Annotated in this window: 21 protein-coding genes and 1 pseudogene; 2 read left to right on the forward strand and 20 right to left on the reverse strand. The window is 64.0% G+C overall.

The window, feature by feature from the left end; genetic code table 11:
• From FJ490_RS13995 to FJ490_RS14005, 3 genes and pseudogenes are all read right to left on the reverse strand, one after another.
• On the reverse strand, window positions 1-1,098 hold the full coding sequence (locus FJ490_RS13995; protein ID WP_140728481.1) for a Gfo/Idh/MocA family oxidoreductase: 1,098 nt from the start codon (window positions 1,096-1,098) through the stop codon (window positions 1-3).
• A 192-nt stretch (window positions 1,099-1,290) separates the two neighbouring features.
• Window positions 1,291-1,416, reverse strand: coding sequence for a hypothetical protein (locus FJ490_RS33535; RefSeq protein WP_263486930.1), 126 nt, complete (start codon window positions 1,414-1,416; stop codon window positions 1,291-1,293).
• Window positions 1,417-1,435: 19 nt separating this feature from the next.
• A pseudogene (locus FJ490_RS14005) lies at window positions 1,436-1,738 on the reverse strand (ATP-binding cassette domain-containing protein); the annotation flags it as partial.
• A 388-nt stretch (window positions 1,739-2,126) separates the two neighbouring features.
• Here FJ490_RS14005 and FJ490_RS14010 point away from each other — a divergent pair.
• Complete coding sequence (locus tag FJ490_RS14010; protein ID WP_140515875.1) at window positions 2,127-3,155, forward strand: LacI family DNA-binding transcriptional regulator; 1,029 nt, start codon at window positions 2,127-2,129, stop codon at window positions 3,153-3,155.
• Window positions 3,156-3,206: 51 nt separating this feature from the next.
• Here the strand turns inward: FJ490_RS14010 and FJ490_RS14015 are convergent, their stop codons facing one another.
• The 17 genes from FJ490_RS14015 to FJ490_RS33065 all read right to left on the reverse strand — a co-directional run bounded on the left by FJ490_RS14015 (window position 3,207) and on the right by FJ490_RS33065 (window position 18,168).
• Window positions 3,207-4,226 (reverse strand): aliphatic sulfonate ABC transporter substrate-binding protein, encoded by a 1,020-nt coding sequence (locus tag FJ490_RS14015; RefSeq protein ID WP_140728480.1) that lies wholly within the window; start codon window positions 4,224-4,226, stop codon window positions 3,207-3,209.
• Window positions 4,227-4,262: 36 nt separating this feature from the next.
• Window positions 4,263-5,162, reverse strand: a complete 900-nt coding sequence (locus FJ490_RS14020; RefSeq protein ID WP_140521551.1) for an ABC transporter permease — start codon at window positions 5,160-5,162, stop codon at window positions 4,263-4,265.
• A 12-nt stretch (window positions 5,163-5,174) separates the two neighbouring features.
• Entirely contained in the window at window positions 5,175-6,011 is an 837-nt protein-coding gene (locus FJ490_RS14025; RefSeq protein WP_140499899.1) for an ABC transporter ATP-binding protein, read from the reverse strand.
• A 13-nt stretch (window positions 6,012-6,024) separates the two neighbouring features.
• On the reverse strand, window positions 6,025-6,351 hold the full coding sequence (locus FJ490_RS14030) for a ferredoxin family protein (RefSeq protein ID WP_140499901.1): 327 nt from the start codon (window positions 6,349-6,351) through the stop codon (window positions 6,025-6,027).
• On the reverse strand, window positions 6,348-7,973 hold the full coding sequence (locus FJ490_RS14035; protein ID WP_140728479.1) for an FAD-binding protein: 1,626 nt from the start codon (window positions 7,971-7,973) through the stop codon (window positions 6,348-6,350). Before FJ490_RS14035 ends, FJ490_RS14030 begins: the two co-directional genes overlap by 4 nt.
• A 27-nt stretch (window positions 7,974-8,000) precedes the next feature.
• Complete coding sequence (locus FJ490_RS14040) at window positions 8,001-8,597, reverse strand: thioredoxin family protein (protein WP_140499904.1); 597 nt, start codon at window positions 8,595-8,597, stop codon at window positions 8,001-8,003.
• Window positions 8,598-8,843: 246 nt separating this feature from the next.
• The gene (locus FJ490_RS14045) at window positions 8,844-9,293 is read right to left on the reverse strand and encodes a DUF126 domain-containing protein (protein ID WP_140499906.1); all 450 of its coding nucleotides are present in this window, start codon (window positions 9,291-9,293) and stop codon (window positions 8,844-8,846) included.
• Window positions 9,290-10,540, reverse strand: coding sequence for an aconitase X (locus tag FJ490_RS14050; protein ID WP_140499907.1), 1,251 nt, complete (start codon window positions 10,538-10,540; stop codon window positions 9,290-9,292). Before FJ490_RS14050 ends, FJ490_RS14045 begins: the two co-directional genes overlap by 4 nt.
• 58 nt (window positions 10,541-10,598) lie before the next feature.
• Window positions 10,599-11,663, reverse strand: a complete 1,065-nt coding sequence (locus tag FJ490_RS14055) for an ABC transporter ATP-binding protein (RefSeq protein ID WP_140499909.1) — start codon at window positions 11,661-11,663, stop codon at window positions 10,599-10,601.
• A complete protein-coding gene (locus FJ490_RS14060) occupies window positions 11,663-12,451 on the reverse strand; it encodes an ABC transporter permease (RefSeq protein ID WP_140499911.1) in 789 nt (262 codons plus the stop codon). The genes FJ490_RS14055 and FJ490_RS14060 overlap by 1 nt, the downstream gene beginning before the upstream one ends.
• A complete protein-coding gene (locus FJ490_RS14065) occupies window positions 12,451-13,320 on the reverse strand; it encodes an ABC transporter permease (RefSeq protein ID WP_140728478.1) in 870 nt (289 codons plus the stop codon). Before FJ490_RS14065 ends, FJ490_RS14060 begins: the two co-directional genes overlap by 1 nt.
• A gap of 65 nt (window positions 13,321-13,385) precedes the next feature.
• Window positions 13,386-14,447 (reverse strand): ABC transporter substrate-binding protein, encoded by a 1,062-nt coding sequence (locus tag FJ490_RS14070; protein ID WP_140499914.1) that lies wholly within the window; start codon window positions 14,445-14,447, stop codon window positions 13,386-13,388.
• Between the two features lie 40 nt (window positions 14,448-14,487).
• Window positions 14,488-15,471: a PfkB family carbohydrate kinase gene (locus FJ490_RS14075; protein WP_140728477.1), complete on the reverse strand. Its 984-nt coding sequence runs from the start codon at window positions 15,469-15,471 to the stop codon at window positions 14,488-14,490.
• Window positions 15,468-16,520, reverse strand: a complete 1,053-nt coding sequence (locus FJ490_RS14080) for an ADP-ribosylglycohydrolase family protein (RefSeq protein ID WP_140728476.1) — start codon at window positions 16,518-16,520, stop codon at window positions 15,468-15,470. Before FJ490_RS14080 ends, FJ490_RS14075 begins: the two co-directional genes overlap by 4 nt.
• 3 nt (window positions 16,521-16,523) lie before the next feature.
• Window positions 16,524-17,249 (reverse strand): GntR family transcriptional regulator, encoded by a 726-nt coding sequence (locus FJ490_RS14085; protein ID WP_140728475.1) that lies wholly within the window; start codon window positions 17,247-17,249, stop codon window positions 16,524-16,526.
• 479 nt (window positions 17,250-17,728) lie between these two features.
• Window positions 17,729-17,893, reverse strand: coding sequence for a DUF3309 family protein (locus FJ490_RS14090; protein WP_023757858.1), 165 nt, complete (start codon window positions 17,891-17,893; stop codon window positions 17,729-17,731).
• 95 nt (window positions 17,894-17,988) lie between these two features.
• Window positions 17,989-18,168, reverse strand: a complete 180-nt coding sequence (locus FJ490_RS33065; RefSeq protein ID WP_224619446.1) for a hypothetical protein — start codon at window positions 18,166-18,168, stop codon at window positions 17,989-17,991.
• A gap of 148 nt (window positions 18,169-18,316) precedes the next feature.
• Here FJ490_RS33065 and FJ490_RS14100 point away from each other — a divergent pair, with 148 nt between their 5' ends.
• Window positions 18,317-20,719 (forward strand): tetratricopeptide repeat protein, encoded by a 2,403-nt coding sequence (locus tag FJ490_RS14100; RefSeq protein WP_140728474.1) that lies wholly within the window; start codon window positions 18,317-18,319, stop codon window positions 20,717-20,719.
• The last annotated feature ends 71 nt before the right edge of the window (window positions 20,720-20,790 follow it).

Below are 20,790 nucleotides of genomic sequence, written 5' to 3' on the forward strand. Positions count from 1 at the left end.
TCAATTGATCGGGTTTGTCGAGATTTCGGAAAGCTTGACCGTGCGGCCCGAAGCGATCGAGCGGTAACCCGCCTCTACCAGCGCCATGGTCTTGACGTTGTCGGCGACGGAAAGCGCCGGTGGCGTGCCTGTCTTCACCGCGTGCTGGAGTTGTTCCATCACGCCGATGAAAGCATGCGGGAACCACATCGTGTCCCAGCTTGGGCTCACCCACTCGCCATCCGTCGTCTCGGCCGAGGCATAGGTGAGCGTGGAGGCCGCACCGGTCGGCCAGCCGATCGTGCCCTTGGCGACGCCCTTGGTCCCGTCGACGCGCCAGTTGATGTGCTGGTCGTCCTTGTAGCCTTCCTGGCGTGGGCCGGACCAGACATCCTCGAGCGACACGGCAAGCACGCCGGACGGGAAGCGCAGCGTCGAGACGGTGATGCCGTCGGTGTGTTCGAAAGTCGTGCGCGGATCCTTGCGCGTCAGCGTGGTGATCTCATCGGGATCGCCGAACAGGAAACGCAGCACGTCGAGATGATGCACGCTCATATTGGCAAGCGTCAGCCGGTCGTACTCCTCGAGGAAGCCTTGCCAGTGCGGGATCGCATGCATGTCGATCTGCGCGAAGACGACGTCGCCGAGCGCGCCGCTGTCGATGATCTGCTTCAGCACGCGCATCGACTGGTCGTAGCGCATGTTCTGGTTGACCGAGAGGATCTTGCCCGCCTTCGCCGCCTCGTCGCGCAGCTTCACCGCTTCCTCGACCGACAGCGCCAGCGGCTTCTGCGCCAGGATTGCCTTGATGTGCTTCTGCTTCAGCGCGTGGCGGATCAGCGCCGGCTGCTGGTCCGGCGGGAAAGCCAGGTCGATGATCTCGACTTGCGGATCCTCGATCAGTCGTTCCGGCGTGTCGTGGACGGTCGGAATGCCCCAGCGCGTGGCGACCTTCTGCGCATTCGCCCTTGTACGCGAAGCGATCGCCACGACAGGAAAGCCTGCTTCCCTATAGGCCGCGAGATGGCATTCGGCCATGATCATGCCGGCGCCGACGCAGCCGATCTTGAATTCCCTGGTGCGAACCTTCACGTCCGGCTCGAAGCCTTTGCCTGCCATGTCTTCCTCCCGAAACTCTTTCCTTGCGTCCGCTGTCACAACGCGCCTCCGCCTTGAGCGAAATAATGCACTCTGGCCGACACGCAGGATATCGCCACCATCGCATCGGGCCTGATCTCGGGCTGGCCGCGCAACAGGGCCCTCAGCTGCGGTGAGGGGTAGCGCCGACCTGCAGAAATCTGCACGAACAACTCAGTCTCCTGTCTTGACGGCAAAACCGGTGGCAGCATCGAACCCACTCACCGACGCCGCCTCTGGCGCAACGGCGGCGGTCTGCCCGATCGCCAGCCCGACATCATTCTCGAACACCGCCTTCATCGCACCCTCACCTTGGCCGAGACAGCCGGTCGGCCTTGCGATCGGGAGGTGGGGTCAGCTGCGGCATTTCGGCAATGGCGCCGTCACGACGGTCGATCTCGGCCTTCGCCGCCCCCCGTATTCTGGGGCCGTAGGCGAGATTCCGGCGCACCGTCATATGGGTGAAGATGGCGTAGTTCTGGAACACGAACCCAACACCACGGCGGCCCATCGGCACGCCGGCCATGTCGCGCTCGCCAAACAGGATCTTGCCGCTGGTCGGCTCCTCCATGCCGGCGATCATGTTCATGGTCCTCGACTTGCCGCAGCCGGACGGCCCGAGCGGCGTCGCGACATCCGGATCAGATCAGACATTGGAATTCCTCCCTCAGGACCAATGTTTCCTCCACAGCCCATGAGGGACATTGACGGCAGTACGGGAAGGCTGTCAACATCATAAATAATCAAAACACCTCACAACATCGCAACGAGGCAGGGAAATGCGTCATACGGAGATCCATCTAGCGCTCATGATGCCTCGATTTGATGGGAAATCTATTTTCCCATGCCGACGCGATCCTGCCGGGCGATCTGATTTAGCCTGGCTGCTTGCGCATCGGCCAAGGCCGGATACATCATTTCCCATCAGAATCGCGGATGGCGAAGAGCAGTCGCCACCCGGCCGGCGGTCGGCATTGCGTGATCCTGATGCATTGAGGAGATGAAAGACGGTGCGTTCCACCCTGACTGACATAGCCCGGGAAGCCGGCGTTTCCGCCGCCACCGTCGACCGTGTTCTCAACAACCGTCCGGGTGTGCGGGCGCGCACGCGCGAAATCGTGCTCGAAATGGCGCGGCGTCTTGGCTACATCGCCGAAGGCGCGAACGGGGCACCTCTCAAGCCCTTGTCCGGCGATGTCATCCGGCTCGACTTCGCGCTGCCGGCCGGCACCAATTCCTTCATCAAGATGCTGCATCGCCACATCGAAGCCCAAGCCTTGGCGCGGCCGGATCTCGATGTCCATATCGCCACCATTGAGGGTTTCAATCCCGACCGGCTCGCACGCCTTTTGCAGGATCTGCGCGGCCAGACGCAGGGCGTTGGGGTCATCGCGCTCGACCATCCAACGGTGCGCGAGGCGATCCGCTCGCTGTCGGCCAACGACGTCAAGGTGGTGACAATCGCCTCCGACATCCTGCATGTGCCAAGGGTCGCGTATATCGGCATCGACAACCGCGCCGCCGGGCGCCTGGCCGGCTATCTGCTCAACCGTTTCATGGGGTCGGAACGTCCTGGCAAGGTGGCGCTGTTCGCCGGCTCGCTCTCCTATCGCGGCCATGAGGAACGCGAGATGGGATTCCGGCACATATTGGCCGAGGAATCGCCCAATCTGGAGATCGTCGAAATGCGCGAGATGCTTGACGACCGCGAAAAGGCCTATTCGGAGGCATCAGCCCTTCTGGAGCGGCACCCCGACCTGGCCGCGATCTACAATGTCGGCGCGGGCAACACCGGCATTGCCCGCGCGCTCAAGGAGCGCGGCCGTGCGATATCGATGGTTTTCCTCGGCCATGAGGTAACCGAAGGCACCAAGGAGCTTCTGCTCGACGGCACGCTCGACGCGGTCATCGACCAGAACCCGCGCGTCGAAGCGCGCGAAGCGCTCAACACCTTGACCCATGCGGTCCGGAGACTGCCTTACGAATTGCACCAGCCGAGGCTCCAGGTGATCTTCAAGGAGAACATCCCGGAGATCTGACACTCTCTGAAATGGAGCGGCGCCGGAACCCCTGCCCGTTCAGCACGCCCGCTACTGGCCGGCCGCGACTTCCGCGCCGGCCGCGTCGACAAAGCTCTTGTCGATCCATTTGCCGTAGTCGATCGAGCCCTTCAAAAGCCCGGCACCGGCCATGAATTTCTCTTCGCCCTTGAGCGCCTCGATCGCATCGTCGGTCAGCCTCGGATCCTGGTGAAAGACGCCGTCCGCATAGGTCTTGCGTACCGATTTCTCCGACGACTTGGTCGCCTCGACGAATGTCTTGATCGTCTCGTCGGGATGGGCATCGGCCCAGCGCGAAATCTCGATGTCGACCTTCAGCAGCCGCTTGACCAGGTCGGGATATTTCGCCGCGAAGGCGCCGTTGACCGAAATGACGTTCGGCACGTTCCATTCCGGATGGGTGCTGGTGTCGAAGAGCACCCGTGCCTCGCCGGTGTCGACCAGCTTGGCCGCGGTCGAATCCGTTTCGACGAGGGCGTCGATGTCGCCGCGCAGCAGTGCCGGGCCGGATGCCTCGAAAGGCAGGTTCAATCCCTCGACATCACCGGTCGTCAGGCCGACGCTGTTCAGCGCTTTGCTGAAATTCGAGTGCCGCACCGTACCGGTGAGATAGGCGACCTTCTTGCCTTTGAGGTCCTGCAGCGTCTTCAGTGGAGAGTCGGATTTGACCACGATATACGAGCCGCCCGACCGCACATAGCTCGACAGGCCAATCAGCTTGACATCGGCGCCGGAGGCGGCGACGCGCAACGCGGGATTGTTGCCGGTATAGGTGAATTCGATGGCACCTGTCGCAAGCGCCGTCGTCGCCTCGGAGCCGCCATTGAAGGTGACAAGTTCGACCTTGATGCCGTCCTTGGCGAACTCCTTTTCCCACCAGCCGTCCTTCTGTGCGAGGACGAATTTGAGGTGCCCCGGCGCGGTGCTGCCGATGCGGATGAATTCGGGCTTGTCCTGCGCGAAGGCGGGCATGCCGCCAAGGCCGATGACGACGGCAATGGCGCCCTTCAGGAACAGCCGGCGAAATCCGTCGAATGCAATGTTGGACATGAGGAACATCCTTGCTGATTGGAATGAGTGAACGGCTCAGATGAGCGAGGACTCGGACTGGCCTTTCCAGGCGGTCGCCCAGCGCTCGAACCAGACGAGCAAATAGTTGACGGTGAGCCCGATGACGGTCAGCGTCAGGATGCCGGCATACATGTCCGCCGTTTCCATCATCAACTGCGAGTTCTGAATAAGGAAACCGAGGCCGGATTTGGCCGCCAGCATCTCGGCGCCGATCACCGCGAACAGCGACGACTTCACCGCCAGCCTTGCGCCGGCGACAACAGAGGGGATGCTGGCCGGCAGGATAACCTTCCGGAACAGGTCGAAGTCGGACGTACCCATCGAGCGCGCCGCCTTGATCAGCAGCGGATCGACCGACTTGACGCCGCTGATCGTGTTGACCAGCAGAAAGAAGACCGAGGAGTAGAAGGTGATCGCCACCTTCGATTCCTCGCCGATGCCGAGCAAAAGGATGAACACCGGAAGCAGCGCGAATTGCGAGGTGTTGCGCAGCGTCTGCACAAGCAGGTCAGAGACCTTCTCGAACAGCGAGTAGCGCCCCATCAGCAGGCCGAGCGGAATGGCCACCACCACGCCGAGAGCGAAGCCGATCACAGCGCGCTGCAGGCTGATGCCGATATGTTCGACCAGAACGCCCGAGGCGAGCAGGTTCCACCAAGCGACCAGCACCTCGCTCAGCGGCGGAAAGAAGATGCGGTTCAACCAGCCGAGCCGTGGCGCGATTTCCCACACGAGAAAGAACAGGCCGAGCAGCGGCAAGCCGTAAAGGAAAGTCCCGTGGCTCGTCCCTTTGCGCCGGACCTTGGCACTGTGGGCGGTGATGGCCGGGACTCTTGCGGCGGCCGCCGTCTCGCCGGCGCCGGCAAACAGATGAAGAGCGCCGGCAGGGCCGAACTTTTCGGTAAGATAAGCCATGGCTCTACCTCCTCAATGACTGAAGGCTGGCGACAGCGTCCAGTCCTTTTGCGCCTTGTTGACCTCATCGCGCAGCGCGTCCCAGACGCGGCCGCGATATCCGTTGAATCCGGCGCTGGCGCGGATGTCCCCGTCGCGCGGCCGTGGCAGGTCGATGTCTATGATCTCCTTCACCGCGCCCGGCCGCGCCGTCATCACCACCACGCGGTCAGCGAGGAAGATTGCCTCGTCGATCGAATGGGTAACGAAGATCACTGTTGTCTTGATCTTGCCCCAGATCCGCAGCAACTCGCCCTGCAGGAGCTCGCGCGTCTGCTGGTCGAGTGCGGCGAAGGGTTCATCCATCAAAAGCACTTCCGGGTTGCTCGCCAAGGCGCGGGCGATCGCCACGCGCTGCTGCATGCCCCCGGAGAGCTGGTTGGGGAAACGGTCCTCAAAACCGGCAAGACCGAACAACGATAACAAATGGCGCGCCGTCACCGTGCGCTCGGCCTTGGCGACGCCACGCACCTCCAGCGCGTATTCGATGTTGGCCAGCGCCGTGCGCCAGGGAAACAGCGCATATTGTTGGAAGACATAGCCGGTCTTAGGATCCGGCCTGGTGATGCGCCGGCCGTCGAGCTGGACATCGCCGCCGCTCGCCTGCGTCAGCCCGCCGATGATGTCGAGCAGCACAGATTTGCCCGAGCCGCTCGGGCCGACCAAAGTGATGAACTCGCCTTTGCGGATCGAAAGATCGACGCCGTCGAGCACGGTGACGCGGTCGGTCTCCTCGCCGTCGACGGTGACGAACTGCCCCGGCTTGAGCAGAAAGGTCTTCTTGATATCGCTGACGACGATGCGGTCCATGTCCTGTCGCTTCCTATTGCGCCACGCGGATGCGGTGCGTCGGGTCGAATTCAGAGCCGCCGGCCTTGCCGCGCTTCCAGCCGAGCGCGCGGGCGTAGCCGCCGAACAGTTGACGTGCCTCGACCTGCGCTTCCGTGATGCCGGTCGGCCCCTCGGCGAACTCGGCCACGTAAAGCGCGTCGGTCGGGCAGTAGATTTCACAGAGAAAGCAGGTCTGGCAGTCGTCCTGACGGGCGATCACAGGCGCGCCGTCCTTGGTAGCGTCGAACACATTGGTCGGGCACACCTTGACGCAGATGTCGCATTCGACGCAGCGCGCGGCCGAGACGATCTCGATCATGACGCCAGCTCCGCCAGGCGCTCCGGCGCCCCGGCAATGCGGAAGTCGCCGACGCCGGTGATGACCAGCCGATGCGCGAGGGCCGGGTTCTTGCCCTTCAGATCGGTGCGCCGATGCATGCCGCGGCTTTCTGTCCGATGCAGCGCGGCCGCCACCGACCAGCGCCCCGCGGCGGCGATCGACGCCGCCTCGCGCGCGCGGACCCGGTCCACCCCTTCGCCCCGCAGATGGTCGCGCACGTCGCGCCAGACACTCTCCAGCCGCCCCCGGCTTTTCTCCAAGCTCTCGCCGTTGCGGAAGAAATTTTTGTCGAGCGGCGTCACCTCGTTGCGCACCGCCTCGATGACCTCGGCTGCCGCGATGTCGGCACGCGGCGAGGCCGCCGGGCGCAGGCCGGCCTGGCCGAGTGGTTCGACGGTGTCGCGGAACGCCCTGCCGCCGCGACGCTTCGAATGGGTCGAGGCGCCCTTGCCCGCCCACCAGCCGCTGGCCAGCGCCCAGGAGGAATTGACGGCGCCGCCGCCCGATACCGCTCCGGTCATGATCTCGCGGCTGGCGGCGTCGCCTGCGACATAGAGGCCGGGCACGCCGGTGGCGCAGTCGTCGGAGACGATGTCGATGCCGCCGGTACCGCGTACCGTGCCTTCGGCGCGCAGGGTGATGCGGAACAGCTCGGTGAATGGATCGACACCGGCGCGGTCATAAGGCACGAAGCAGTTCGGCTGCCCTTGGCGCAACCAGCCTTGCAGCGCTGGTTCCGCTTGATCGAGGCGCGCATAGACCGGTCCCCCGATCAATGCGCGCGCCACCTCGTCCTCGCGGTCGCCGATGCCGTTGCGCAGCGGCTCACCGGCAGGGCCCAGGATCGGCGATCCATCCTCGCGATGGAACGAGGCCCAGCGGAACGGCAGCCCCTTGTTCAGCGAAGATCCGAAGGGCGCCAACGTGTATTTGCCGGTAAACTCCATGCCCGACAGGCTGGCGCCGGCCTCCGCCGCCATCAGATAGCCGTCGCCGGTCAGTCCAGTCCCGCCGAGGATGCGCTCACGGAAAGCGCAGCCGCCGGTCGCCAGCACCACTGCGTTGGCGTCGACGCGCCAGTCCTGGCCGGCCTGCCGGCCGATACCGGCCGCGCCTACGACGGCATCGCCATCCGACAGGAGTTCCAGCGCCGGATGATGGTCGAGCACGGTAACGCCAGCCAGAAGCACACGGCGGCGCATGAAGCGCATGTAGTCGGGCCCGCGCAGATTGGCGATGTAGAGCCGGCCGTCATCCTCGCTCGGGAACGGATAGCCCCACTCGGAAAGCCTGAGCAGGTTGCGATAGGCCGTGTCTACGCAGCGCAGCATCCAGCGCTGGTCCGCAAGCTCGCCGGTGCGCTGCCAGCGTCGCTCGACCACCGCATGCCTGTTGTCGCCCGGCGGTACGCACCAGGTACCCGTATTGGACGGCGCGGTGGCGCCGCTGGTGCCGAGATAGCCCTTGTCGGCCAGCACCACCTGCGCGCCGCTTTCGGCAGCGGCGACCGCCGCCCAGGCTGCGGACGGGCCTCCGCCCAGCACGAGCACGTCGGCCTGGAGTTGCAGCCTGTCGGACGCGGATTTTTGAGGCATGGACATGGATGCTCTGCGAAGGAGTGCGAGGCGCTAAGCAGCGCGCGCAGCGCCCGAGAACCACGCCGGCTCATTGCCGGCGCTCCATTTGATGTTGCAGCCGATCGACGGCACCTGGTCGGCGGCGGGCCTGCCGCCCTCCAGCACCGCGTCGACCGCCGCGCGCAGGTCGTTACCCGTCACCGCCTTGCCATTGCCCGGCCGCGCATCGTCGAACTGGCCATGATAGGCAAGCCGCCGGCCGGCGCCGAACAGGAAGAAGTCGGGTGTACAGGCCGCGCCATAGGCTTTCGCCGTCTGCTGCGAGGCATCCTTGAGATAGGGGAAGGAATAGCCGAATTTCTCCACTTCCTCGCCGATGCGGGCCAGCGTCTCTTCGGGATGCGCCTCATGGTCGTTGGCATTGATGGCCACCACTTGCAGCCCCTTGCCCGCATATTCCCTGGCGAAAGCGGCAAGCTGCTCGCGGATCAGCACGACGAAAGGGCAGCGGTTGGAGATAAAGGCGACGAGCAAGGCGGGCTTTGCATCGAAATCGCCGAGCCGGTGCAGCACGCCTTGTGCGTCGGGCAGCAGGAAATCGGCCGCTTTGGTGCCAAGCTCGATCGAGTTGGATTCTGTCTTCGGCATCAATGCGCTCCCTTCTTGCTGCCGCTCAGACGGACCATGCCGTGCAGCGCCGGACGAAGTTAGTCTATGAATTTAGTAGAATTATAGGCTAGACAACCCGCCTCCGGTCAACCGCGCCGCTTGGAATATCGTGCCAATGTTTCGGGCCGGGCGAAAAGTTTGTTCGAACGGAAGGCCGTTTTGAAAGAAATGAGATTTGGCGGGGAGCGAAGCCGCAACTGCCTTCGTCGTCCGCGTCGAGCTTGGTCAGGAAACGGTTTCCTTGCGGACAATTGCCCTGTCATCCCCGCCGACATCGATCGCGATCCGCTCGCCGGAAACAATGCCGTTAATGTCGCAGACCACCAGCGGCATGCTGATCCCGTAGAGAAATTCCGCGACGATGGCGCCCACTGCCAGGATCGGGTCAGGCCGTTCCAGGAGGATGCCGGCCGGAGCCGTGCCCCTGCGGATTGCCTCGGCCAGCACCGAGGATGAGGACGAGGAGCCGCGCCCGCTCGGCATGATCAGGATTTTCCCGGCGACGTTCTGGCCGAGGCCAGGATGCGAGTGATCCGTTATGTCGCCTGTCGTGGCATCAACGCCGCCCCAGAAGCTCAGCGGTTGCGAGAATACCAACGCCCGGCCCTCGGCACTCCCGGCCAGTTGGAAGGTGCCGGATCGCTGGACGACGCCCGGTTCCACCGGCGCGGTCATGACGCGCCCCGCATGACATGCCCCACCGCGGCGGAGCGGATGCAATCCGCCATATCCGCGAACGCAACCGTCACGCCGATATTGCCCGGAGCGTAATGCGCCCATTTGCCGGAATTGGTCATCACCACGCCGTCGAGCCGTTCCAGAATCGCAGTGACATAGGTGCAGGTGTCGGCGACGGGGATCAGGCCGAACGCCTGTGTGCCATCAAGCGCGCCCTCCTCCTGCAATCGCGTCAGCGTCGCGCGACCGGTGTTGACATAGATCGGGATGCCCCTGCCCGGCGCGATGGCACGCAGCAAGGGCAGCAGGCGCATCCATTCCGCATGCGAGAAATGCGGAGTGCCCAGCGACACGGCCGCCAGCGGCGCCCCGTCGGGTACGCGCGACAGCTTGGCCAGTGCATGATCGATATCGGCGCGCGTGATGCGGATCGTCTCTTCCGGCGCTTGACCATGGAACGCCTCGTCGAGCGTTCCCGCTTCGGGCGTGATGCCGACCGCATGGAACAGCGCCACGGCGCCGGTAGTCGCTGCTGCCGCGCCCAGCGCCTTCAGCTGGTCCTCGTCGCGCGGCCGTGGCAGACCTGTGACAACCGGAACGCGATCGCCGCTGGGTTGCCCGATGATCAGTCCGACGCCGACGAACAGGGCGTCGCTCGGCTCTGGCTCAGCAAAGTCCAGCTCGAACAGGATGCGGCCGCGCCGGTTCTCGCTCAGATGCAGGCCCCAGGCCGGCGCGCGGCCCGTCATGGCGCAGCACAGGTCGATGAAATCGCCATAGCGGTTGGTGCGCGCGCCGATCACCGAATTTGCAAACACGATGGCGTTGGATTCGCCCCAGGCGATCTGCTGCCCGAAATCTGGCCGGAACCGCGTCTGGTAGGGCGCGCAGGTGAAGGTCGCCTGGCAGCCGAGCTCGATATGCGCCTTCATCAGCCGCCGCGCCGGCGCTTCCTCCGCCGCGGGCATCTTCACCATGCCGGGATGGATGAGATCGAATGAGCCGACATTGAGCGTCGTCGGCACCTGCACGCGGCCGCCGCCCTCGACCAGCCGTTCGACGAAATCGAGCCCTGCCGTGCCATGGTAGAGGCAGCCATCGATATGGGCGCCGGCAATGTCGAGGAGGCTGTCCGCTCCGACGGCTTTGGAAAAGGCGACGAGGATCTTCATGGCCGCGGCCGCCGACGGCCCTTGCTCGCCGTCGAGCATGGATTGGTCCTCGGCAGTCAATTCCAACGTCATTGCCGCTCTGGCCCCTACTCGATCTTATGGCGCGAAGGAACGCCAGCAGTTCAGTGAACTACCCCGCAGGGATCAACACCGTGCTCTGCGGGGACCAGCGTAGTACGACATGCTGACCTTCCGCCAGCCTGTCAGCGCCGGTGTTCTGGACGATGACCTTCAGCGTCTGGCCGGCACGCTCGACAAAGTAGGTGCTGTTGTTGCCGGCGAAGATGCGTTTGCAAACCTGGCCCTTCAGTATGTTGGCATCGCCGCCCGAAGTTCCGGCATCCAGGGCAATCCGAATACGCTCCGGACGCACGGCGCAGCTTGCCTTTGCGCCGGCGGCAAGCCTGGCGCCGGCCCCGGCGGCGATCGTCGTGCCGTCCGCCAAGCGGATGCCGTTGCCGGTGGTATCGCCGCGAAAGATGTTGGCATCCCCGAGGAAGATGGCGGCGAATTCGCTTTTCGGCCTGTCGTAGATCTCCTCCGGCGGCCCTTCCTGCACCAGCCGGCCATCGCGCAAGATACCGATGCGGTCGCTCATCGTCAGCGCCTCTTCCTGGTCGTGGGTGACGAAAATGGTTGTGATGCCGATCTCGCGCTGGATGCGCTTGAGCTCGATTTGCATGTCGACGCGCAGCGCCTTGTCGAGCGCGCCGAGCGGCTCGTCGAGCAAAAGCACGCGTGGCTTGGTGACGATGGCGCGCGCCAGCGCGACCCGCTGGCGCTGGCCGCCGGAGAGCTGATGCGGCTTGCGACCGCCGAGCGAGCCGAGCTGAACGAGGTCGAGCGCGCGTTGCACCTCGGTGGCAATCACCGCCTTGGCCTCGCCGCGCACCGACAGGCCGAAGGCGACATTGTCGGCGACGCTCATATTGGGGAACAGCGCGTAGTTCTGGAACACCATGCCGATGCGCCGCTTCTCGACCGGTACCCGCTCGACGCTCTCGCCGCCGATGGCGATGCGGCCGCTGTCGGGAAAATCGAAGCCGGCGATTTGCCTGAGCAGCGTGGTCTTGCCGCTGCCTGATGGCCCAAGCAGCGCGTAGAAGCCGCCATCGACGAAATCGATCGAGACGTCGTCCAACGCCTTGTGCGCGCCGAAGCTGCGCGAGACGTTTGATACCTGAACGCCCGCCATTATTTCTCTCCGCCGAATTTGAAGAAGCGCGCTGTGAGCAGCATCAGCGCCATCGACACCACGATTATGATGGTGGAGACCGCGTTGATCTCGGGCGTGAAACCCTTGCGGATCGCGGCGTAGATCTCGACCGGCAGCGTCGTCTGCCCCGGCGTCGCCAGGAAGTAGGACACCACGAACTGGTCGAACGACACGGCGAACGCAAACAAGCCGCCCGCGATCACACCCGGCATGATCCACGGCAGCGTAACCCGGTTCGTTACCTGCCACTGATTGGCCCCCAGCGAGCGCGCCGCCTCTTCCAGCTCCGGTGCGAAAGTTTGCAGCCGGGCCGAGACGACGACGATGACATAGGGCAATGCCAGCGCGACATGGCCGAGCAGGATGGCGAACAGGCCGCGTCCAATGCCGATGCCGAAGAAGAAGATCAGCATCGCCGTGCCGGTGATCAGCCAGGGAATGGCGATCGGTGGGAACAACAGCGCCTGCAGGAATTTCTTGCCGCGGAATTCATTGCGGTAGAGCGCCAGGGACGCGGCCGAGCCGAGCACGGTCGAGATGACCGTGGTGATGACGGCGATCTCGATGCTGTTCCAGGTGGCGGCGATGAGCTGGTCGTTCTGCCACAGCGAGGCGTACCATTCCGTCGTCCACTCGAACGGCAGCTGGTAGAATGGCGAGACGTTGAACGACATCAGCGCCATGATAATGATGGGCAAATACAGGAAGGCGAGCAGCACCGCGATATAGAGGCGGCCGAGCCACTCCAGGATACGCGTCGTCGCCATCACGCCACCCTCCGCAGCACCGGTGCGGCCAGCGCCAGAATGATCAGCACGACGGCCAGCAGAATGAAGGAGAGTGCGGCCCCCAGCGGCCAGTTGAACACGGCGACGAACTGGTCCTCGGTCACCGTGCCGTAAAAGGTGCCGCTGCGGCCGCCGAGGATCCGCGGCTCCATGAAGGAGCCGACGACGGGCACGAATATGAGGGCCGCGCCCGCCACCAGGCCCGGCATCGACAGCGGGATGATGACCCGCTTCAGCACCTGCAGCCGCGAGGCGCCGAGCGAGCGTCCGGCCTCGAGCAATGAATCGTCGATCGCCTGCAAAGTGAGATAACAGGTCAGCACCATGTAGGGCACATAGGAGTGCACCAGTCCGATGATGATCGCCGGATAGGAATACATGAGGTCGATGTTGATCTTGAACGGCAGCACAGCGTTGAGCGCGGTGTCGAGAATGCCACCTTCGCGCAGAACCATCGCCCAGGAGAAGATGCGCACCAGCCCGTTCGACCAGAACGGCAGGATGACGAGCAGGAAGATCGCCTCGCGGCTGCGCCCCTTCAGCACCTTGGCCAGTACATAAGCCGCGGGATAGCCGATGACGATGCACCACAAGGTCACCTCGAGGCCGAGGCGCAGCGAGGCGAGCAGCAGCGTCAGGTAAAGGTTCTGCGAGAAGAAGGCGGCGTAGTTGCCAAGCGTGAACGCCCACGGCTTTCCCGTCAGCGGCAGGTCGGTCATGAACGAGAAGAACACCATGGCCGACAACGGCAGGAAGATCGCCACCGTCAGCCAGAGATAGGCGGGCGCCAGCAGCGGCAGTGCCGACCTCAGCCCGCCGCGCACTGCGACCGCACCCTCTGCTGCCATGCTATCCTCCTCCCCGGATTGGAAGGACCAACCGGCGCGAACGCCGGCTGGCCCTGGCGCGGGTTTTACTTCACGTCGACCTTGAGCTGCTGCCAGAGCGTAAGATAAGCTTCGCGCTGCGCATCGGTGATCGGAGCCTGGAACTGGATGCGCTTGGCGACTGTGGGATCACCCATCACCTTGCGGTTGAACGAATCCTCGGGCAACGCTTCCACCGCCTTGGTGTTGGCCGACACCGGTGCACCGACCTTGGTGACCCATTCGACATAGAATTTCGGATCGATCATGTAATTGATGAAGGCTTCGGCGCCCGCGACATTCTTGGAGCCGACCGGGATGGAGAAGGCGTCCAGCCAGGCGACGGCGCCTTCCTGCGGGATCACGAGCGAGACCGGCAGCTTGAAATGCGTCTTGGCGCGGTCGGCCGAACCGCTCCAATAGGTGCCGATGTCGATCTGGTTGGAAGCCACCATCTGGTTCCAGTCGTTCTCCGAGCTCCAGAAGGTCTTGATCTGCGGCATCAGCGAGGTGAGCTTCGTCTTGACCGCGTCCATATCCTTGATGTCGTTGATGTTCTGGCCCGTCGCGATGGCGCCGAACTGCACCGCCTCGACGGCGTCGTCGCGGATGACGACGCGGCCCTTGTGGGCGGGATTCCACATTTCGGCGATCGACGTCGGCGGCTTGTCGAAGGACTTTTCGTTGATGGCAAGGGCGGTCAGGCCCCACACCCACGGCACGCCATAGACCTTGCCGTCATGGTCGAGCATCGGCGAGTTCGCCTTGTCCTTGCTGATATCGGCATAGTTGGGCAGCTTGGAGGTGTCGATCGGCTGGATCAGCTTTTCAGCCATCGCCTGGTCGTTGAAGGCGGCGTTGATCATGACGACGTCATAGAGGCCGGGATTGGTGCGGATCTTGGTCAGCATTTCCTGTTCGGAATTGAAGAAGTCGTTGACCACCTTATGGCCGGTCGCCTTCTCGAAGGCGGCGATCGCCCATGGCTCGTCGGCGCCGTAGCCCTTCCAGTTGAGCACGTGCACTTCATCGGCCTTGGCGGCAAAAGTAAGTGCGGAGGTGAAGACGGCCGTCGCCGTCAGCAGGGCAGTAAAGTCAGGCATGCGCATGTTCGTTCCTCTCTTTTGTTTGCCCGCTTCCCGGGCTTAATCAGGCTGTCTGATGGGCCTTCCGGTTCTGGCCTCGCGCGCCGGCCGAGCCACCGTCGGCATGGCTCAGGAAAGTCCGGATCTCCGCGTCTGTGGGCGCGGATGAACCGCCATGGCGAGTGACCGAAATGGCCGCCGCCGCATTGGCGTAGCGCGCCGCCTCGAAAGGCAGCATGCCGCGCGCGAGCGCACTTACGAAGGCGCCAATATGAGTGTCGCCGGCGCCGTTGGTATCGACCGCCGCCACCTTGAAACCGGGAATGGTCCCGGCGGAACCGTCCGCCAGTCGGATATGGCAGCCCCTGGCGCCGCAGCGGATGACGACGCCGTCGGCCTTGGGACAATGATCGGCAAGCAATCGCGCCGCAAGGGCGTCGGCATCGCCCGGGCCGGCAATGTCGGCGGCTTCCGTCGTATTGCAGCTCAGCCAGGTCGTGCGGGCGAGCACCCGCGACAGGGTGGCGCGCGAAATGTCCGAAACGACCGGCGTCGGGTCGAAGACAAGTGGAATGTCCGCCGGCAGCGTCTCGATCCAGTCGGTGAGCGCGTCGCGGCTGCCGGGATAGCTCAGCGTATAGCCTGACGTGAACACCCAATCCTCGGTCGAGACCAGCACCGGAGCCATCATGTCGAGGCTGAGCACGCTCTCCGCCCCCGGCCACGACACGAAGGTGCGTTCGGCATCGCTGGAGATCATGGCGACGCAGTTGCCGCTATCCATCAGAGGCGAAGGCTGCGTCAGAATGTTGATATCTTCGACGGCGAAGGCGGCGCGCAGGAAGTCGCCATTGGGTCCGCTGCCGAGTTGGCCTGCGAATACCACCTTCATCCCGGTGCGGATTGCCGCGACCATCATGTTGAAACCGCCACCGGCGACCTGCGCATAGCTCGAAGCCGTCTTCTCCGTGCCCGGCGCCGGCAAGGCATCGATACGGTAGACATAGTCGACCACCGCGCTGCCGATATGGACGAGACGCGCGCTCATGCCGCCGCGTCCTTGCCGGGGCCGGCCTGCTCCAGGCGGCTGTTCGAAGTCCGCGCCGCGACGAGATCGGCGGCGAGCGCACGAACGCCCGCCATGTCAAAGCCTTTGAGGCGGGCGATGCGGTCCTGCGGCAATCGTGAAAGGCCGGTGCAGGCGCCGGCCATGCCTGCGGCGATGGCGCCGATCGTGTCGGTGTCGCCGCCGAGATTGGCGCTGATGACCGCCGCTTGCCAAGCATCGCCGCCGGCGACCTCCAGCACCGCAAAGGCGGCCGGAACGGACTCCTGGCTGGCAACGCCGGTGCCGACCAGATCGGTGATCAGCCGGACCGCGTCTCGTGGCGCCTTGCCGCGGATCAGATCCTGCGCCCAGGCGACGCGCGCGGCGATGTCGCCGCCGGTCACCCAGTGGCCGTGTGTCGCCCCCCGCCTCGCCGCCGCGACGGCGCTGTCGGACGCGGCGCGCCAGTCGCCGCCGGCGATGCCGCGGCTGACGGCGGCCGCGACCGCCGCGGCGGAGGCAATGGCGATCGAGGTGTTGTGTGTCGCCCGGCAGGTTTCGGCCACCTTGTCGACGAGCGCATCCAGCGGCTCCGGCTGCATCATGATGCCGAGCGGCGCGATGCGCATGGCCGCGCCATTGGTGTCGCCGCCGCGCCCAGCCTCCTCGGCTGGCACGCCCTTGTTGATGGCGTCGATGGCGCGCTTGGTCGACGGTCCCAAAAGGTCGTAGCTGCCGCGCGCCTTGACCTCGCGCTCCCAGTCGAGCAGCGCGTTGACCCAGCGCGCATGGTCGAAGCGGTCGCCTGAGGCAACCAGGATGCGGCCGAGCAGCAGCGCCTGCTCGGTATCGTCGGTGATAGTCCCGGCCGGCAGCCCTTTCGACACCGGATGATCGGCAAAGGGCGAGACGAAATCCTCGACATGGCCGTAGAGTTCGGCGATGCGCTGAGGCGACAGAAGCTGCGTCGGCATGCCGAGCGCGTCGCCCAGCGCCCCGCCGACGAGCGCACCCATGGCGCGGTCCATCTCAGGCTCGTTCTCCGGCATCGCTCAGAACCTCATATGCAGCGCGAAATGGGCGGGATTGAGCAGGCTGGTGACATATTCGACCGGCCGCTCATCGGCCGCACGCGTCAGGCGACGGCCGCGCAGGAAGGGTGTGCCTTGCGGGCACCCGAGGATAGCGGCATCATGGGCGTTCAACATCTCGATGTCGACCCACTCCTCGCCATGGTCGGGTACAAGCCCCGCTTCGCGTAGCGTCTGGTGCAGCGAGCCTTCGCGCAAGCCCCGCAGAGGCACGTCCTCCAGCTCTGGCGACAGCGGCAGGCGGCTGCGTTCGATGGAGATGGCATGGCCGTCGCTGGCATTGGTGCGGACCCGGTCGACGGCGATGAAGAGCGGACTTTCGACGCCTAACAGCACGGCAAGCTCGGGGTCTTCGATCACCTCCAGCCGCAGCGTCCGCGTTTCGGCGTTGGCGCCGGCATTGGCCAGCGCGCGCGACCAGCCGATCGCATCATCGACCGGCTTGCCGTCAAAGGTGACGAAGGAGCCGATACCGACCTTTGTGGTGATCAATCCGCGGCTGGAAAGTTCCTCCAAGCCTTTGCGCACCGTGTTGCGGCTGACGGAGAAACGCTGCACGAGTTCGTTTTCGCTTTGCAGACGGTCGCCGAAACCCAGCACGCCGGAGCGGATCTCGTATTCCAGAACGGTGGCGATCTGCTCGGGCTTGCCCGTGCCGGGAGACAGTTTGATCGCGCTCCGCTTCATATTCGTACCTGTATAGTGAACCTGTCTAGTCCTGTTTAATCTCTCCTCGTATAGCGGACTTGTCAATGGGACGGGTCATGTGCCCCGATGCACTGCTTTCGACGATCCGCCGGCCGCAGGCGGCAACGAAGAAGGAATTTCCCCAGTGCTGGACGCGTCGCACCGTGTCGCGATCCTGCTGCGGTGACCCTACCGGCAGAAGAACGAAAGCCCGCTCCGGGAACCGGGGCGGGCCTTGGAGGAGGACAAGGGGTGGGACCTCTCCTCTTGCTTTCCACGGGGGGTGTGGACCGAAATCACCTTACGGGAGTTTCGCCAGAGGCCCGATCACAAGCCTGTTTGCCCGCATCACGATCCGGTGCGCACCGGCATCGACATTGGTCACGGGATCGCGATCAGCGACCAATGCATGTCGCCCAAACAATGCATGTCGCCCAAAAGCGGCTCTCGCCTTGTGAGAACGACGTGCACGACGCGCTTTAGATGCGTCCGAGCACGACCAGAATAATGACGATCAGCAACACAAGCCCCAGCCCGCCGCCACCATAATAACCGGTTCCGTAGAACGGACCGCCGCCGAGGCCACTGAAGCCGCCGAGCAGGGCGAGGATAAGGATGATGATAAGGATGGTTCCAAGACTCATGGCTTCCACTCCCGCAGGCACTTGCGCGCCGGTTCGGCACTTCTGGGTTGAGAATGTTGCTCACAGACAACGCTTTGAACGCGTTCGCGTTCCACCTAATGCATGACGTCGAGAAGGCGACGGCGCAATTCGTGCAGCAGTCCTGCCGCAATGGCGGGGCTTTCCGACCGGCCGACGCGCAGGATACGATAAAGCTGAAGGAACGTGACTACGGCGTAAACGGCGAGATTGTAGAAGGATAAAGCCGACAGCAAAAACAGGCGGTTGAGCGTCAAGATCGGATCCACTTCGACTTATCTCGATCTTGCATCGTCAGATCTGTGAGAGCGGATTTGCAATTCATGCTTGCATTTCTGGAACAAATAAGGAACAGTAGGGAACCTAGCTGCCAAGGCGGATTAAAGTTTTGGGGGGACCAGCGATATGATGAGGTGGAAGGATGCGGGGCTCCTCGCCGCCGCGATCGCGCTGACAAGCCTTGCGCCCGACCGGTGGCCCTCAGCCGGGCTTGGCGCCGCTCTCGCCCGGAACACGCCTGCGCTCGCAGCCGAGAAGGATTATGCAACCTGCTTCGGCGAGGACATCGAGTCGGACAAGCGCATTGTTGCCTGCTCCGCGATTGCGGAGGACGCCGCAGAGCCAGCGCGCAGCCGCGCCACAGCCTATTTCCAAAGGGGCGTCGCTCTCGGCGACCAGAAGCAATACGACCGATCGATCGCCGACTACAGCGAGGCGATCGCGCTCGATCCGAACGACGCTTCCGCGTATCTCAACCGCGGCGCCGACTGGTTCAGCAATGGAGACGACGACCGTGCGATCGCGGACTTCAACATCGCCATCAGCCTGGAGCCGTCCTCCAGCGATGCCTACAGCAACCGTGGCCTCGCCTTCCTGCACAAGGGCAAGACCGACGCGGCCATCATCGATTTCCAACAGGCAATCGAGGCGGACCCTCAGAATGGCAAGGCGCATGCGGGCCTGGGCATCGCCTGGGACAGGATGGGCGACCCGAAACAGGCCCTGGCCGAGTATGACGAGGCGGTCCGTATCGATCCCAACAACATATTGGCCAATGTCAAACGCGGTATCGCCCGCGCCGCCGAGAGTGAGTTCGATCCCACTGTCACCGATGACGATGCTGAACAGGCGCCCGGCGAGAACTTATCCGCCGCCAAGGATACGACCAGCAATCGCGCAGCCGCAAAGACCTTGATCGAGCGTGCGGGGATGCGGCTGTCGAAGTATGGCCTCGAGGGCGCGCTTCTCGATTTCGACAAGGCGATCAGCCTCGATCCCGACAATGCGGACGCCTATCTCGGGCGCAGCCGCGCAAGGACACTCAAGGGAGACAGCGCCGGAGCGGCGGCGGATTGCCTGCGCGCCATCGAGCTTGATCCGACGCGGGCAGGAAGCTGCGGCGCTCAGCTTGCCGCCGACCAAAGCAAGCCGGCACCGTTGCCGGACACCCAACAGCAAAAGCAGCGAGCCGTCGTTCCGGATATCACTGCCACCCAAGACACGCTGGCCGCAAGGGTTCTGGAGGCGACCGATCCGCGCGCCCTCGAAGCGATCCTTGGCGGCGATGCCTTCCTGGACATGGGCAAGTACGATCAGGCGATCGGCGCCTACAACAAAGCGATTGCGCTCGATCCGAACAACCGGTTCGCCTATTACGGCCGCGGCAAGGCCCAGGCCGCCAAACGCGTTTACGAGCAAGCGATCGCCGATTACGACACGGTCATCCAGCTCGCCCCCAATTTTGCTGCGGCTCATTCTCGCCGGGGCCTCGCCAAGATCACGTCAGGCGATGCCGAAAGCGCTCTTGCCGATTGCAGCCGGGCTTCAACACTCGATCCAAAGGCGCGCGACGCCTACTTCTGCATCGGCATGGCCTGGCACGCCAAGGGCGACGCGGGGCGCGCGATTGCCGCCTATTCGATAGCCATCGAGATCGATCCGAAAGACGACGCCAGCTATTATGGGCGCGGCATGGCGCGTGCTGACATGAAGGACTATGACGAGGCAATCGCCGACTTCGGCCAGGCGATCAAGCTCGATCCCGACAATCGCGATTACGCGGTCGCCCGCAAGGCAGCTGTGGCTGCGAAGGGACAGGGCGATATGGCGGCCGCCACGCTCGGCGCCGTCAGCTCGGCGGCGGCCACCGCCAGTTCAGCCGCCGGTTCGGCCGCACCGAGCGATACTGATTCGGCCGCCAAGGCGCTTTTCGCCAAGGGTCGGAGGCTGTATGAGAAAAATGACTATGACGGCGCCATAGCCCTGTATGGCAAGGCGATCGCACTGGTCCCGGCATTTCATGACGCCTATCTGGCCCGGGCCATGGCTTGGGAGGCGAAGAACGATTATGCTCATGCTGTTGCCGATTACACGCAGGCGATCGCGATCAATCCGAAGATAGCCGAGACCTACTACAGTCGCGGCCAGAACCTCAGTTTCCAGGAAAACTACGACGGGGCGTTTGCCGACTTCGAAAAGGCCATCAATCTCAACCCCGCGGACGCAAGGGTCTATGCCGATCGAGGCCTCCTATGGATGGGAGGGCACGAGGACGTCGCCGCGCTGCGCGATTTCGAAAAGGCCATCAGCCTCGATCACAAGAACCCCTTTGGCTATTTCGGTCGAGGCGTGATCCGAACCAGCAGAGCGGACTATGAAGGGGCCATCGCGGATTTCAGCCAGGCGATAAGGCTCAAGCCGGATTTCGCAACCGCCTACGAGGCGCGGAGCCGGGCGTGGGAAGCCAAGGGCAACCGCAAGCGTGCTCAGGCCGATCGCAAGAAGGCACTGAGCCTCGGGGTAGATTAGACGGGCTTTTCGGGAGGGCGCGGATTTTGCGTTGGAGTGGTTTGGGCGTAATGGCAGTCGCCGCTCTGTGC

It is taken from the genome of Mesorhizobium sp. B2-5-11, from assembly GCF_006440835.1.
Lineage (GTDB): Bacteria > Pseudomonadota > Alphaproteobacteria > Rhizobiales > Rhizobiaceae > Mesorhizobium.

Excerpts from the sequence above, each read along its gene's own strand:
- FJ490_RS33535 (WP_263486930.1), bottom strand. The coding sequence starts at position 1,416 with ATGAAGGCGGTGTTCGAGAATGATGTCGGGCTGGCGATCGGGCAGACC.
- FJ490_RS14060 (WP_140499911.1), bottom strand. The coding sequence starts at position 12,451 with ATGGCGACGACGCGTATCCTGGAGTGGCTCGGCCGCCTCTATATCGCG.
- FJ490_RS14085 (WP_140728475.1), bottom strand. The coding sequence starts at position 17,249 with ATGAAGCGGAGCGCGATCAAACTGTCTCCCGGCACGGGCAAGCCCGAG.
- FJ490_RS14015 (WP_140728480.1), bottom strand. The coding sequence starts at position 4,226 with ATGTCCAACATTGCATTCGACGGATTTCGCCGGCTGTTCCTGAAGGGC.
- FJ490_RS13995 (WP_140728481.1), bottom strand. The coding sequence starts at position 1,098 with ATGGCAGGCAAAGGCTTCGAGCCGGACGTGAAGGTTCGCACCAGGGAA.
- FJ490_RS14075 (WP_140728477.1), bottom strand. The coding sequence starts at position 15,471 with ATGAGCGCGCGTCTCGTCCATATCGGCAGCGCGGTGGTCGACTATGTC.
- FJ490_RS14025 (WP_140499899.1), bottom strand. The coding sequence starts at position 6,011 with ATGGACCGCATCGTCGTCAGCGATATCAAGAAGACCTTTCTGCTCAAG.
- FJ490_RS14045 (WP_140499906.1), bottom strand. The coding sequence starts at position 9,293 with ATGACCGCGCCGGTGGAACCGGGCGTCGTCCAGCGATCCGGCACCTTC.
- FJ490_RS14030 (WP_140499901.1), bottom strand. The coding sequence starts at position 6,351 with ATGATCGAGATCGTCTCGGCCGCGCGCTGCGTCGAATGCGACATCTGC.
- FJ490_RS14050 (WP_140499907.1), bottom strand. The coding sequence starts at position 10,540 with ATGACGTTGGAATTGACTGCCGAGGACCAATCCATGCTCGACGGCGAG.
- FJ490_RS14035 (WP_140728479.1), bottom strand. The coding sequence starts at position 7,973 with ATGTCCATGCCTCAAAAATCCGCGTCCGACAGGCTGCAACTCCAGGCC.
- FJ490_RS14055 (WP_140499909.1), bottom strand. The coding sequence starts at position 11,663 with ATGGCGGGCGTTCAGGTATCAAACGTCTCGCGCAGCTTCGGCGCGCAC.
- FJ490_RS14020 (WP_140521551.1), bottom strand. The coding sequence starts at position 5,162 with ATGGCTTATCTTACCGAAAAGTTCGGCCCTGCCGGCGCTCTTCATCTG.
- FJ490_RS14070 (WP_140499914.1), bottom strand. The coding sequence starts at position 14,447 with ATGCGCATGCCTGACTTTACTGCCCTGCTGACGGCGACGGCCGTCTTC.
- FJ490_RS14040 (WP_140499904.1), bottom strand. The coding sequence starts at position 8,597 with ATGCCGAAGACAGAATCCAACTCGATCGAGCTTGGCACCAAAGCGGCC.
- FJ490_RS14065 (WP_140728478.1), bottom strand. The coding sequence starts at position 13,320 with ATGGCAGCAGAGGGTGCGGTCGCAGTGCGCGGCGGGCTGAGGTCGGCA.
- FJ490_RS14080 (WP_140728476.1), bottom strand. The coding sequence starts at position 16,520 with ATGCCGGAGAACGAGCCTGAGATGGACCGCGCCATGGGTGCGCTCGTC.
- FJ490_RS14090 (WP_023757858.1), bottom strand. The coding sequence starts at position 17,893 with ATGAGTCTTGGAACCATCCTTATCATCATCCTTATCCTCGCCCTGCTC.
- FJ490_RS14100 (WP_140728474.1), top strand. The coding sequence starts at position 18,317 with ATGATGAGGTGGAAGGATGCGGGGCTCCTCGCCGCCGCGATCGCGCTG.